We start from the raw sequence: 13,871 nt of genomic DNA on the forward strand, positions 1-13,871 counted from the left end.
TATACGCTTTAGCACAGGATAAGCAATGCCACCTACATCAAGTGGCATTGAACATTCGGATAATGTCTGACACAGATCAACAAGTCTGCAGCGAATAAATGACAAACGCTGCATTTGTTAGACGAGTTTCCCTTACGCGTTATAAAGCGTTTTGAAGCGCGTGAAGTAGTCAGGAAACGTTTTACGGGTACAACCAGGATCGTTGATCGTTACCGGCGTATCGCTCAGAGCAACCAGCGAGAAACACATAGCAATGCGGTGATCATTATACGTATCAATCTCTGCGTGTTTTAGCGAATCCGTTGGCCACACCGTAATATAGTCATGTCCTTCTTCCACTTTCGCACCTAACTTTTGAAGTTCAGCTGCCATCGCCGCAAGTCGGTCAGTTTCTTTAACCCGCCAGTTGTAAATGTTGGTTATAGTAGTTGGACCTTCAGCAAATAATGCTGTAGTGGCAATTGTCATAGCGGCGTCTGGAATGTGGTTCATATCCATGTTCACGCCTTTCAGTGGCGCACCGGTAATTTCAACATACTCATCGTTCCACACCACTTTCGCACCCATGGCTTCAAGCACATCAGCGAAGCGAATGTCGCCCTGAATACTGTTTTGCCCAATTCCGGTTACGCGTACCGTACCACCTTTGATGGCGCCGGCTGCAAGGAAGTACGATGCCGACGAAGCATCACCTTCAACCATAAATTTACCTGGCGCAACATATTTAGCATCACCAGAAACCGTAAAGGTTTGGTAGCTGTCGTTTTTGACCGTCACACCAAACTTAGCCATGGTGTCTAAGGTAATATCGATATAAGGTTTAGATACCAATTCGCCTTTGATGCGAATGGTCACATCACCTGAAAATAACGGTGCAGCCATTAAAAGTGCTGTTAAGAACTGACTAGAAACACTGCCGTCAACGGACATTTCGCCGCCGTTTAATGTTTTACCTTTAATTTGCAGTGGCGGGTAACCTTCGTTTTTAAGGTAAGTTACTTCGGCATTGGCTTCGCGCAGTGCATCGACCAAGTCGCCAATTGGGCGCTCTTCCATACGCGGTTCACCCGTCAGTACGGTATCAACATTACTCGCTGCGAGCGCAGCGCATAATGGGCGCATGGCTGTACCTGCATTGCCTAAGAAAAGTTCTAACGGCTCAGCCACATTAAAGGCGCCACCGTTTCCTTGCACCACGCATTGCGTTTTATCTTCGCTAAGGCGGTAGTGTATGCCAAGCTTGGTTAATGCGTTAAGCATATGCTCAATATCTTCGCTATCAAGCAAGTTGGTCAGTTCCGTTTCACCTTCAGCTAACGCGGCAAGTAATAGTGCGCGATTAGACAGACTTTTTGAGCCAGGTACATTGACCTCTCCCGATACCTTTGCAATCGGGTCTAATGTTAACTGCTCCATTTTATCCATTCACTCTTTCAAATTCGCGCATAAACTCGACTAACGCAACAATGCCCTCAACAGGCATTGCATTATAAATACTCGCACGCATGCCCCCTACCGAACGGTGTCCCTTTAATGCAAGTAAGCCCGCTTCTTGCGACTGCTGAAGGAACAGTTTATCCAATTCTGGGTCTGCCAAATGAAACGGTACGTTCATTTTGGAACGATTATCTGGATGTACTTTGCTTGAATAAAAATCTGAACTGTCGATAGCTGAATACAAAAGTGCGGCTTTTTCCGCATTTCGCTTCGCCATAGCGTCAACGCCACCCATTTCTTTTAACCATTCAAAGACAAGACCAGCTAAATACCATGAGAACGTCGGCGGTGTGTTGTACATCGAGTCTGATTTAGCGGCGAGTTCGTAATCGAAGATAGACGGCGTTTCTTTACGCGCTTTGCCGACTAAGTCTTCGCGAACGATGACTACAGACAAACCGCTTGGGCCAATATTCTTTTGCGCGCCAGCATAAATAACACCGTGCTTTGCCACGTCTAACGGCTGAGACAATATGGTCGAAGACATATCCGATACCAGCGGCACGTTACCTGACTCTGGCAACCAATCAAAAGCAATACCGTCAACCGTTTCATTAGGACAGAAGTGATAATATGCTGCAGACTGGTCAATATCACTCAACTGAGGCGGTGCAATGTAATGTAGGCCATCTTTTTCAGACACCTCACCGACAACCACTGCAGTATTATATTTGCTCGCTTCGTCTACCGCGCCTTTTGACCAAGAACCGCTCACTAGGTGCAAACTGGTATCGTTGGCAGTTGACAGGTTGAGAGGCACTGCAGCAAATTGTCCGCGTCCCCCACCATGGGTGAAAAGTACGTGGTAGTTATTCGGAATGGATAGCAAATCGCGCAAGTCTTGTTCAGCCTTCGCTGCAATCTCAATGAAATCTTTGCCGCGGTGGCTAACTTCCATCACAGAACAGCCTAAGTCGCGCCAATTTGTAAATTCTGCTTGAGCCTTTAGCATCACTTCTTTAGGAAGCATGGCCGGGCCAGCACTAAAGTTAAAAACCTCTTTCATCGCGTTGTTCAACACCTGTAGATAATTACCGTTTAACCCACGAGTTTGCTTTACTTTCGAGGGCTATTAGGTAAACAAGCGGCTAAAGCCGCTTGTTTTAAAGAACACTGACAATGCGCAAGACATATTTCTCGCGCGTTATCCCTACTCTTCTGTCGTTGAGCTTTCACCGTCTTGTGCGGTGTTATCTTGCTCTTGAACAGCAGTTTCTGCTTGTTCTGCTGCGTCTTCTGAAATTATCGGGTTACCGTCTTCATCTAATTCTTGTAACTCGTCAACTTCTTCAATGCGTTGTAACCCTACAACGTGTTCACCTTCAACTGTCCGTATTAAGCGAACGCCTTGTGTGTTACGACCCACGACCGATACTTCACCCACTCGAGTTCGTACCAGTGTACCTTGGTCACTGATAAGCATTATTTCATTGCTTTCATCGACTTGTACAGCGCCAACTACTTTACCATTACGCTCAGATACCTTGATAGAAACAACACCTTGTGTTGCACGGCTCTTAGCTGGGTAATCTTCTAACGGTGTACGTTTACCAAAACCGTTTTCTGTCGCTGTGAGGATGGGTCCATCACCTTTAGGCACAATCAGTGAAACCACTTTTTGACCATCTTGTAGGCGAATACCACGAACACCTGTTGCGGTACGTCCCATAGGACGAAGTGCTAACAGCTCTTCACCCGTCTCGGGATCGCGCTTGACTTCACCCGTTTCACTATCGCGAAGCTTTTCATTAAAGCGAACGACTTTACCCGCGTCAGAGAACAGCATAATGTCGTCATCACCGTGGGTAATATCGACACCAATCAACTCATCACCTTCATTCAGATTAACAGCAATAATACCGCTTGAACGAGGGCGAGAGTATAGGCTCAGATCAGTCTTTTTAACAGTACCGTTTGCGGTAGCCATTAACACGAACTTGCCTTCTTCAAATTCTTTAATAGGAAGAATAGCGGTAATGCGCTCGTTATCTTCTAAAGGAAGAATGTTTACAATTGGGCGTCCACGTGCGTTTCGGCTCGCAAACGGCAATTGATAGACCTTCAGCCAGTATAAACGTCCACGGGTAGAGAAGCATAAGATGTGGTCGTGCGTGTTAGCCACCAAGAGTTTCTCGATGATATCTTCATCTTTCATCTTCGTTGCAGATTTACCACGGCCGCCGCGACGCTGCGCTTCGTAATCAGTCAGTTTTTGATACTTAACGTAACCCTCACGAGAGAGCGTCACAACAACATCTTCTTGTTCGATAAGGTCTTCGATATCGATATCGTGGCTTGCGGCAGTAATTTCTGTGCGGCGCTCGTCACCAAATTCATCACGAATCTTTTCGAGTTCTTCTTTAATTACTTCCATTAAACGCTCTGGGCTGTTCAATATGTGAAGTAATTCAGCAATCAGCTCAAGAAGTTGTTTATATTCTTCAAGGATCTTCTCGTGCTCTAGACCCGTTAGCTTATGTAAGCGAAGGTCAAGAATAGCTTGGGCTTGCTGTTCTGTCAGATAGTACTTGCCGTCGCGGATACCAAATTCCGGCATCAGCCAGTCTGGACGCGCCGCGTCATCACCTGCACGCTCTAACATTTGTGCAACGTCACCCAAATCCCAGCCTTGTGCAACTAAGGATTTTTTGGCGTCAGCTGGGCTTTGCGATGCTTTTATCAACTCAATAATTGGGTCAATATTAGCCAGTGCGATAGCCAAACCTTCTAGAATGTGAGCTCGGTCTCGGGCTTTGCGTAATTCAAACACCGTTCGGCGTGTCACTACTTCACGGCGGTGAAGAATAAAGCACTCTAACGTTTCTTTTAGGTTAAATACTTTGGGCTGGCCGTTATCCAGAGCAACCATGTTGATACCAAATACTGTTTGAAGCTGAGTATTGGCGTATAAATGATTGAGTAGTACTTCGGCAGATTCGTTGCGTTTAACTTCAACAACAATGCGCATACCGTCTTTATCAGACTCATCGCGAAGCGCAGAAACACCTTCGATACGTTTTTCCTTAACAAGCTCTGCAATCTTTTCAATAAGACGTGCTTTATTGACTTGATAAGGGATCTCGTTGACGACAATCGTTTCTTTGCCGTTTGCGTCAGTTTCGATGTCAGCTTTAGCGCGAAGGTAAATCTTGCCGCGACCAGTACGGTAAGCGTCTTCAATTCCTTTACGACCACTGATCATTGCCGCTGTTGGGAAGTCAGGGCCTGGTATATACGTCATTAAGTCGTCAATCGTAATCGACGGGTCTTGGATTAAGGCAATACAACCGTTAATCACTTCAGTGAGGTTATGAGGCGGTATGTTCGTTGCCATGCCTACCGCAATACCTGAAGAGCCGTTAATCAAAAGATTGGGAACTTTGGTTGGCAGTACTTCTGGGATAAATTCTGTACCGTCATAGTTAGGTACAAAATCTACCGTTTCTTTGTCCAGATCAGCGAGAAGTTCGTGGGCAATTTTGGCCATTCGAACTTCGGTGTAACGCATAGCAGCAGCCGAGTCGCCGTCAACTGAGCCAAAGTTACCCTGCCCGTCTACCAACATGTAACGGAGAGAGAACGGCTGCGCCATACGGACTATCGTATCGTAGACCGCAGAGTCACCATGTGGGTGATACTTACCTATTACATCACCTACCACACGGGCAGACTTTTTATATGGCTTGTTAAAGTCATTTTTCAGTTCGTTCATTGCGAACAGCACGCGACGGTGCACTGGCTTCAAGCCATCTCTTACGTCAGGCAAGGCTCGCCCGACAATAACGCTCATCGCGTAATCAAGGTATGAGTTCTTTAACTCTTCCTCGATATTAACGGGGAGGATTTCTTTAGCGTTATCAGACATAAACTGCTTAATCCCTTTTTTTGGTTTGTTCTGCGTTATCCAGCGCCTTACATTACATCATTGTAGAAATAAGACTGGGCGCGCACTGTTATTATTATGTGGGTCATAATCGTTGTTCGAGTGTACCACTTGATAACAGATTTATGTAGCGGTTAATTACGCTTATTAGTTAACAAAAAGACAAGCGATTATTTTTCGCTCAGCCTCTCATAGAAAAACACTAAATCGATCTAAAAACAGTGAAACACCTAACTGATTTGGGATATCTTAAAAAGAGATAGATTAAGGACTGTTTTACTCATGACGAACGTAGATCAAAATGAAATTAATAAGTTTTCTGAACTGGCTTCTCGCTGGTGGGATCCCGAAGGTGAATTTAAACCTCTCCATCTTATTAATCCCCTGCGCCTGGATTTTATTAATCAGCACAGCGAAGGACTCTTTGACAAAAAAGTTGTCGATATTGGTTGTGGTGGCGGCATATTAGCTGAATCGATGGCCCGCGCTGGCGCGTCTGTTACAGGCTTAGATATGGCGGAAGCGTCGTTGGAAGTGGCTAAACTGCATGGCCTAGAATCTGGAGTAAAAGTCGACTACGTTTGTGCTACCGCTGAAGACTTTGCACAACAAAATGCAGGCGCATTTGACGTGGTAACCTGCATGGAAATGCTTGAGCACGTGCCCGACCCTGCCTCTGTGGTTATGGCTTGTGCGAAGTTGGTTAAACCCGGTGGTCATGTTTTCTTTTCCACGCTTAATAGAAACTTAAAATCCTATTTAATGGGAATAGTTGGCGCTGAGTACGTACTTAAGCTTGTGCCTAAAGGTACCCACGATCACAACAAATTTTTAAAACCCTCCGAACTTATGTCGATGACTGATAAAGCGGGTTTATTGCCCCGCGACATGACAGGACTTCACATGGATCCCATTTCTCAGGGTTTTTATCTTTCGTCTAATAACGTAGACGTTAACTACTTACTATATACTGTGGCGCAAGACTAAATTAACACTATATCTTGGGTTGCGTGCATATTTTAAACACCATATATCGTGTTTTTATAAAAATTGAATCTTAAGAATAAATTAATTTTTATGGCAAAGATTCTATTTAAAATGCTTGCAATCCCGATATTTAATGCTTGTAGAACGCTAAAAAGTTAGTCGTTACTAACATAAATTTCATGCCAGTTTGAGTGCTGGAAATACCACCAGATATTGGGTTGCAATACGATTAAAACCTCACTATCTTGTGTTTGATTCAGCAAGCGATCCACACCCATTCACAGGATCGCCAGATCGCAGCCTTCGAACCGATGAAAGATCTCATCGCGTTAATGCGACGACAAATTCGCTGAGAAAAAAGCAGTTAAATAAATGACAAAGCAGTCTCTACTTTGAACTTCTAAAGTTTTGGTTTAGGCCGCTTTTGAGTGAATCGTTATTTGGCGTGAGCCAATTTAAATGACAGTAGTTCACACGATAATTAAAAAGAAAATGGGCGTTCTACCGCCCTCGCATCAAGCGCTAACAGACAAACGGCCAGCAACATGAACAACAACTTATTCGTCACCAAACGCAACGGTGAAAAAGAAACAATCGACTTAGAGAAAATTCACAAAGTCGTTACGTGGGCAGCAAAGGGACTTAAGAACGTTTCTGTATCACAGGTTGAGATAAAGGCTCAGATCCAGTTCTATGACGGTATAAATACCAGTGAAATACACGAAACACTGATCAAATCAGCGGCTGATCTCATTTCTACTGACGCTCCTGATTATCAGTACTTAGCTGCGCGCCTAGCAATTTTTCATCTTCGCAAAAAAGCCTACGGTCAGTTCGAGCCACCTTCATTGCTTGCGCACGTAGGTAAAATGGTTGATATGGGTAAGTATGATAAACACTTGCTTGAAGATTATACTGCTGAAGAATTTGCAGAAATGGATACGTACATCGACCATTGGCGCGACATGAACTTTAGCTACGCGGCCGTAAAACAGCTTGAAGGTAAGTACCTTGTCCAGAACCGCGTTACTGGCGAGATTTATGAGAGCGCGCAGTTTCTTTACATCCTTGTCGCAGCCTGTCTGTTTGCAAATTATGACAAAGCTATACGGATGGACTACATCCGTCGTTTTTATGATGCCGCGTCTACATTTAAACTTTCTTTACCTACGCCGATCATGGCGGGGGTACGTACGCCAACGCGTCAGTTCAGTTCATGTGTACTTATCGAAACCGGCGACAGCTTAGACTCAATCAATGCAACGGCAAGTGCCATTGTTAAATACGTAAGCCAGCGTGCTGGTATCGGCGTAAATGCAGGCCGTATTCGCGCACTAGGTAGCCCTATTCGTGGCGGTGAAGCATTCCATACAGGCTGTATTCCGTTTTATAAATATTTCCAGACAGCCGTTAAAAGCTGTTCACAAGGTGGTGTTCGCGGTGGTGCCGCTACGCTGTTCTATCCTATTTGGCATATGGAAGTGGAATCACTGTTAGTGCTAAAGAACAACCGTGGTGTTGAAGAAAACCGTGTACGTCACCTAGATTACGGCGTTCAGTTCAACAAACTGATGTACCAGCGTATGATGAAAGACGGCTATATCTCACTATTTAGCCCTTCTGACGTACCTGGTCTTTACGATGCATTCTTCGCTGATCAAGAGAAGTTCGAAGCGCTATACGTTAAATATGAAAACGACGACAGCATCCGTAAAAAGCAAATTAAAGCGATGGAATTGTTCAGCTTGTTCATGCAAGAGCGAGCAAGTACCGGTCGTATTTATCTTCAAAACGTTGACCACTGCAATACGCATAGCCCGTTTAATCCAGAAGTAGCGCCAGTTCGTCAGAGCAACCTGTGCCTCGAAATCGCACTTCCTACAAAGCCGCTGCAGCATGTTAATGACGAAAACGGTGAAATTGCACTTTGTACGCTGTCAGCGTTTAACCTAGGTGCGATTAAATCACTGGACGAGTTTGAAGAACTCTCTGATCTTGCAGTACGTGCGCTAGATAACCTACTTGATTACCAAGACTACCCAGTTCCTGCTGCATATAACGCAACAATGGGTCGTCGTACGCTGGGTGTTGGTGTTATCAACTTTGCCTACTACCTGGCTAAAAATGGCGTAAAATACTCAGACCACAGTGCAAATGCTCTTGTCCACCGCACGTTTGAGGCAATGCAGTATTACCTACTGAAAGCGTCAAACAACCTGGCTAAAGAAAAAGGCGCGTGTCCTAAGTTTAATGAAACCACGTACTCTCAAGGTATTATGCCTATTGATAGCTACAAGAAAGACCTTGATAGCGTATGTAATGAACCACTTCATTACGATTGGGATGCACTTCGTGAAGAAATTAAAACTCACGGTTTGCGTAACTCTACGCTGTCAGCATTAATGCCGTCAGAGACGTCTTCTCAGATTTCTAACGCGACAAACGGCATTGAGCCACCGCGTGGTTTTATCAGCATTAAATCGAGCAAAGATGGTGTTCTTAAGCAAGTTGTACCTGAGTACGAAACGCTTAGGGACCAATACGAGCTACTTTGGGATATTCCTTCAAACGACGGTTACCTGCAACTTGTTGGTATCATGCAGAAGTTTATCGATCAAACTATCTCGGCAAACACAAATTATGATCCAAGCCGTTACGAAGGTAACAAGGTACCAATGAAGCTTCTTCTTAAGGACCTTCTTACTACGTATAAGCTTGGCGTTAAAACTCTTTACTACCATAACACTCGTGACGGCGCATCGGACACATCTGCGTTAGACGCAAAAGCGAGTGAGCCAATGCCACGTCAGGAAGAAGTGGTGGTAGAGGAAGATGATGATTGTGCAGGCGGTGCGTGTAAAATTTAAGGCACGCTCCACTGTTTAGATGGTAAATGCGTTAAAGGAGCTAACTGCATTTGCCATTGAAGTTTCGCAGCAAGAACACAAACAATAATACGCGTTAATCACTAAGTTTTTAGTTAGGCCATCATGAAATATACTACGTTCAATCAGCAAAGTACCAATCCATTGATCGAGCCGATGTTTTTCGGTAATCCGGTAAACGTTGCACGTTACGATCAGCAAAAGCATGCCATATTCGAAAAGCTTATTGAGAAACAAATTAGCTTCTTTTGGCGTCCTGAAGAAGTTGATGTTTCTCGCGATCGGGTTGATTTTCAGAAGTTAACCGATCCAGAGAAGCACATCTTCATTTCAAACCTTAAGTATCAGACGCTGTTAGATTCTGTACAAGGTCGTAGCCCGAACATCGCGTTCTTACCTATTATCTCACTACCAGAGTTGGAAACGTGGGTAGAAACATGGTCTTTCTTTGAAACAATTCACTCTCGCTCATACACGCATATCTTGCGTAATTTGTTTTCAGACCCTAGTGAAATTTTTGAAGATATCGTCGTGAACGATGAAATTAAGCGTCGTGCTGCAGACATTTCTAAGTATTACGATGACTTAATTTTTGCCACTCAGCTTTGGCAGACCCAGGGCGAAGGTGTTCATACTGTTAATGGTACAGCACACACCATCAGCATGTACGAGCTTAAAAAGAAGCTCTACCTTTGTATGAATTCTGTAAACGCATTAGAAGCGATCCGCTTTTATGTATCGTTTGCCTGTACCTTTGCGTTTGCTGAAAGAAAATTGATGGAAGGTAACTCGAAAATTATTCGGTTAATTGCACGAGATGAAAACCTTCACCTTTCATCAACACAACACGTCCTGAACCTGTGGGCTAAGGGAAAAGACGACCCTGAAATGGCACAAATTGCAGAAGAGTGTAAAGATGAGGCTCGAGCCATCTTTATGAATGCCGTTGAGCAAGAGAAGCAGTGGGCTGACTACCTGTTTCAAAACGGTTCAATGATTGGACTTAACAAAGAAATCCTTTGCCAATACGTTGAATATATTGCTAATCAACGTATGTCCGCAATTGGTTTAGACGCCCCCTTTGATATCAGCAGCAACCCTCTTCCGTGGATGAATAACTATCTGAATTCTGACAACGTTCAGGTTGCCCCTCAAGAGTCTGAAATCAGCTCTTATCTTGTGGGTCAGATTGACTCAGCAGTAAGCGAAGACGACTTTGCCGATTTTGAGCTGTAAAACCACAGCTCAATGAATAGCAATGAAAAATCCGTCCGCATCGACGTTGTCGATGTGGGCGAGATCCATGCCTCTTCTGACACCACTATTTTAAGCGCTCTTGAAGCAGCTGACGTTCATATTCATTATCATTGCCGTGAAGGCTTTTGTGGTGCATGTAGAACTAAGCTCATTGAAGGCGAAGTCGAGTACACGACCGATCCCCTTGCCTTTATTGACGACGACGAAATACTCCCATGCTGCTGTGTGGCTAAATGTCCACTAAAAATTAAAGTTCCACTTTGACACGCACTCACCCCATCCATTGTCTGTAAAAGCGAAGCCTCTTTTTCACTCGTTTGAACAACAACGCCTTATCAAATTTTTCTATTAAGTAATCCAGTTCACTATCCATACGTAGGAATTAACTTATGACCAAACGTAAGGAAAATGTTATGAGTGAAATATCTGGGAAAGTTGTCATTATTACAGGCGCTAGCAGTGGGCTCGGCGAGGCGACGGCCAAAATGTTGGCGAGTAAAGGCGCAAAATTAGTGCTTGCCGCCCGCCGAGAAGAACGCTTAAAGAAACTTGTCGATGAGATTGTTTCATCGGGGGGCGAAGCGATATACAAAACTGTAGACGTCACAAAAAAAGATGACGTACAGGCGCTTGCAGACGCTGCCAAAGCGACATATGGACGCATTGATGTACTGGTAAATAATGCAGGCCTGATGCCTCTCGCACCGCTTGATGAGATGAAAGTTGACGAGTGGGATCAGATGATCGATGTAAACATTAAAGGTGTTATGTACGGCGTTGCAGCGGTGCTCACACAAATGCGTGAACAGAAAAGCGGCCATATTATTAACCTGTCTTCGGTTGCAGGTCATGTGGTATTTCCTGGTGCTACGGTGTACTGCGCCACTAAATTTGCCGTCAAGGCGATAAGCGAGGGTATTAGAAAAGAATCTAATGGCGAGATTCGCTCAACCAATATCTCACCCGGCGCAGTCGCTACCGAATTAACCGACCATATTTCTCATAAAGACTCAAAACAGATGGCGGAAGATATGTACAACGAAGCCATTGACGCAGATGCAATCGCCCGCGCAGTAACATTTGCCATTGAACAACCCGGTGATGTGGACATCAACGAGATGATCATTCGTCCTACCGCTCAGGAATTATAAAAGAGTAATACAATCAAGCCTGCATACCGCAGGCTTGATTTAGTTCAAACACCTAATCTATACGGCCTTTTCAATAGCATATAGTTCTTCATCGATAACTTGAAGTCGGGAGGCCACAACAGTTCTTGCGTCATCTACGCCCTTGTTGTAAAACGATGCTCCAATTTCCTTACCAATGAAATCAAGCAAAAATTCACCGTCGAATTGTCCGAGATCCACATTTAATTCGTCGTCAAAATAACGTTGCAGTTTTGCGACTAACGCCACCTTTTCTTCACGCGTAAATGCGATTTCACTCATTACCCCATCCCCAATTTTTATCAACTAAACACCTGATTCAAGCGAGTTTTCAAATGTAGCATGACCTGACCTACAGATCTTACGCTTTTTCTAGGTTATATCTCTTCACTGGCACAGTTTTCGCTCAAATAAAACTATGGCGTGTTGAAACTGCATGGCTAAAAACGTTACTTTTCGACTTGAAAAATGCGCTGAGCACCAAGTATTTAACACTTTTGGTTCCAAAATGCGGCTTTCTAGCAGCAAAGGTAGCGTGATACTTTTTTGTAATTTGAGAGGAAAACAATGAAGATTTTACCATTCATAGGCACTGTCGCTGTATTGAGAAAAAATATGAGCGCACGGGCGAACTGCCGCCAGGCTGGGAGAAGAAGTTATCCGTTGGCAATCGTTTAGACAAACATGTTTACGATCACGCTCGTGTCATTGTTCCCTTAGGTGATGACGGACTGGTTACAGTGCGAATCGAAAACAAAGTCGTACGGCTCATCCAAGCCACCAGAGAAATCGTTGAAATTCTTGATTGATGAATACTCTTTCTAGAAATGCGCTTCTCGGTGAAGCGCTATAATTCACTTTTACTTATGGCGTACTATCAACATTTGAAAATTGACTTGACGCCTTCCCTCAGTAGTATCAAACATCTTACGTGGTCCTTTTGGCTCATCCTTCTTTGGGTACGATCTGCATAGCGCTTAGCTAGTGAAAAAACACAACTGTTTTTTCAGAGTTTGTTTGTCCGACACAGCAAAGTGCAGGCTAAGTTTAGTACCAAGAAGGCCTTACAAGCACAATAATATTCAGGAATTAAAGATGGCAGCTAACGCACTGTTTACGCCTTTTTCGAACAATAAACTTTCATTAAATAACCGCATAGTAATGGCGCCGATGACACGCCAATTTTCCCCCAACGGAATACCGACGGCTGATGTTGCAGCTTATTACAAACGCCGAGCTCAAGGGGGTACAGGGCTCATCATTACTGAAGGCACGACGGTAAATGATAAAGTAGCAACGATGGATGGAAATATTCCTCAATTTCATGGAGAGCAAGCACTCGCTGGTTGGAAACAGGTTGTTGATGAAGTACATAGTGTGGGTGGAAAAATAATGCCTCAGTTGTGGCACGTAGGAATGGCACGTGTTGCAGAAAAAGCGCCCTACCCTGAACTTCCTAGCGCAGGACCTTCTGGCCTCTTTAAGCCCGGTAAGCAAGGCGCTGAGCCTATGAGTGTTGAGCATATTGAAGCTGTGATTGCGGCATTTGCTCAAGCTGCGTCAGACGCAAAAGCAATAGGTATGGATGGCATCGAAATACACGGTGCCCATGGTTATCTTGTTGATCAATTTTTCTGGGAAGGCACTAATCAACGCACTGACAGCTGGGGCGGAAATATGGAAAACCGTGGTCGTTTTGCCGTAGAAATTATTAAAGCTATCCGTTCAGCCACAGGTTCTGATTTTCCCATCGTTCTAAGGTTCTCGCAGTGGAAACAACAGGATTATACCGCACGACTCGCTCACTCTCCTCAAGAGCTTGAACAATTCTTAACCCCATTAAGCGATGCGGGTGTCGATATATTTCATTGTTCACAGCGCCGCTACTGGGAAAATGAATTTGAAGGTAGCGATTTAAACCTTGCCGGTTGGACTAAAAAGATAACCGGCAAACCATCAATAACTGTAGGCTCGGTGGGTCTTAATGATGATTTTTTTGGCGCGTTCAAAGGGCAAGATTCTAGTACGCGTTCTGTTGATGACCTACTTGAGCGTTTAAACGCTGGAGAATTTGATTTAGTTGCTGTAGGCAGAGCTCTTCTTCAGGATGCTAATTGGGCTAACAAGATAAAAGAAAACCGCACAGAGGAACTTGAAACGTACTCCGGCAAATCTCTTGCCACACTTTCATAA

At 44.4% G+C, this 13,871-nt stretch carries 10 protein-coding genes; 6 read left to right on the forward strand and 4 right to left on the reverse strand.

The annotated features are described in order from the left end of the window. Nucleotides 1–132: 132 nt before the first annotated feature. From aroA to gyrA, 3 genes are all read right to left on the reverse strand, one after another. On the reverse strand, nt 133–1,416 hold the full coding sequence (gene aroA, locus GVO63_RS18780) for a 3-phosphoshikimate 1-carboxyvinyltransferase (protein WP_159581931.1): 1,284 nt from the start codon (nt 1,414–1,416) through the stop codon (nt 133–135). Between the two features lies 1 nt (nt 1,417). Further along, nucleotides 1,418–2,503, reverse strand: a complete 1,086-nt coding sequence (gene serC / locus GVO63_RS18785; protein WP_159581933.1) for a 3-phosphoserine/phosphohydroxythreonine transaminase — start codon at nt 2,501–2,503, stop codon at nt 1,418–1,420. Between the two features lie 144 nt (nt 2,504–2,647). After that, on the reverse strand, nt 2,648–5,362 hold the full coding sequence (gyrA, locus tag GVO63_RS18790; protein WP_159489686.1) for a DNA topoisomerase (ATP-hydrolyzing) subunit A: 2,715 nt from the start codon (nt 5,360–5,362) through the stop codon (nt 2,648–2,650). Between the two features lie 300 nt (nt 5,363–5,662). Between gyrA and ubiG the strand changes: the two genes are divergently transcribed. From ubiG to GVO63_RS18815, 5 genes are all read left to right on the forward strand, one after another. Then, nucleotides 5,663–6,367, forward strand: a complete 705-nt coding sequence (ubiG, locus tag GVO63_RS18795; protein WP_159489684.1) for a bifunctional 2-polyprenyl-6-hydroxyphenol methylase/3-demethylubiquinol 3-O-methyltransferase UbiG — start codon at nt 5,663–5,665, stop codon at nt 6,365–6,367. Nucleotides 6,368–6,912: 545 nt separating this feature from the next. After that, nucleotides 6,913–9,234 carry a class 1a ribonucleoside-diphosphate reductase subunit alpha gene (nrdA, locus tag GVO63_RS18800; RefSeq protein ID WP_159489682.1) on the forward strand — a complete coding sequence of 774 codons (2,322 nt, stop codon included), beginning with the start codon at nt 6,913–6,915 and terminating at the stop codon, nt 9,232–9,234. A 123-nt stretch (nt 9,235–9,357) separates the two neighbouring features. Continuing rightward, complete coding sequence (gene nrdB, locus GVO63_RS18805) at nt 9,358–10,488, forward strand: class Ia ribonucleoside-diphosphate reductase subunit beta (protein ID WP_159489680.1); 1,131 nt, start codon at nt 9,358–9,360, stop codon at nt 10,486–10,488. Between the two features lie 12 nt (nt 10,489–10,500). Beyond that, a complete protein-coding gene (yfaE, locus tag GVO63_RS18810) occupies nt 10,501–10,773 on the forward strand; it encodes a class I ribonucleotide reductase maintenance protein YfaE (RefSeq protein ID WP_159489678.1) in 273 nt (90 codons plus the stop codon). Between the two features lie 149 nt (nt 10,774–10,922). Then, nucleotides 10,923–11,660: an SDR family oxidoreductase gene (locus tag GVO63_RS18815; protein ID WP_159581935.1), complete on the forward strand. Its 738-nt coding sequence runs from the start codon at nt 10,923–10,925 to the stop codon at nt 11,658–11,660. A 57-nt stretch (nt 11,661–11,717) separates the two neighbouring features. On the opposite strand, the gene GVO63_RS18820 is transcribed toward GVO63_RS18815, so the two are convergent. Continuing rightward, complete coding sequence (locus GVO63_RS18820; protein WP_159581937.1) at nt 11,718–11,960, reverse strand: DUF2164 domain-containing protein; 243 nt, start codon at nt 11,958–11,960, stop codon at nt 11,718–11,720. Between the two features lie 813 nt (nt 11,961–12,773). Here GVO63_RS18820 and GVO63_RS18825 point away from each other — a divergent pair. Beyond that, nucleotides 12,774–13,871, forward strand: a complete 1,098-nt coding sequence (locus GVO63_RS18825) for an NADH:flavin oxidoreductase (protein ID WP_159489672.1) — start codon at nt 12,774–12,776, stop codon at nt 13,869–13,871.

Origin of the sequence: Alteromonas sp. KUL106, assembly GCF_009811415.1 — a bacterium.
GTDB lineage: Bacteria > Pseudomonadota > Gammaproteobacteria > Enterobacterales > Alteromonadaceae > Alteromonas.

What these genes read in the sequence shown, in the direction of transcription:
- GVO63_RS18815 (WP_159581935.1), top strand. Translation starts at nt 10,923, where the DNA reads ATGAGTGAAATATCTGGGAAAGTTGTCATTATTACAGGCGCTAGCAGT.
- yfaE (WP_159489678.1), top strand. Translation starts at nt 10,501, where the DNA reads ATGAATAGCAATGAAAAATCCGTCCGCATCGACGTTGTCGATGTGGGC.
- nrdA (WP_159489682.1), top strand. Translation starts at nt 6,913, where the DNA reads ATGAACAACAACTTATTCGTCACCAAACGCAACGGTGAAAAAGAAACA.
- ubiG (WP_159489684.1), top strand. Translation starts at nt 5,663, where the DNA reads ATGACGAACGTAGATCAAAATGAAATTAATAAGTTTTCTGAACTGGCT.
- GVO63_RS18820 (WP_159581937.1), bottom strand. Translation starts at nt 11,960, where the DNA reads ATGAGTGAAATCGCATTTACGCGTGAAGAAAAGGTGGCGTTAGTCGCA.
- aroA (WP_159581931.1), bottom strand. Translation starts at nt 1,416, where the DNA reads ATGGAGCAGTTAACATTAGACCCGATTGCAAAGGTATCGGGAGAGGTC.
- serC (WP_159581933.1), bottom strand. Translation starts at nt 2,503, where the DNA reads ATGAAAGAGGTTTTTAACTTTAGTGCTGGCCCGGCCATGCTTCCTAAA.
- nrdB (WP_159489680.1), top strand. Translation starts at nt 9,358, where the DNA reads ATGAAATATACTACGTTCAATCAGCAAAGTACCAATCCATTGATCGAG.
- GVO63_RS18825 (WP_159489672.1), top strand. Translation starts at nt 12,774, where the DNA reads ATGGCAGCTAACGCACTGTTTACGCCTTTTTCGAACAATAAACTTTCA.
- gyrA (WP_159489686.1), bottom strand. Translation starts at nt 5,362, where the DNA reads ATGTCTGATAACGCTAAAGAAATCCTCCCCGTTAATATCGAGGAAGAG.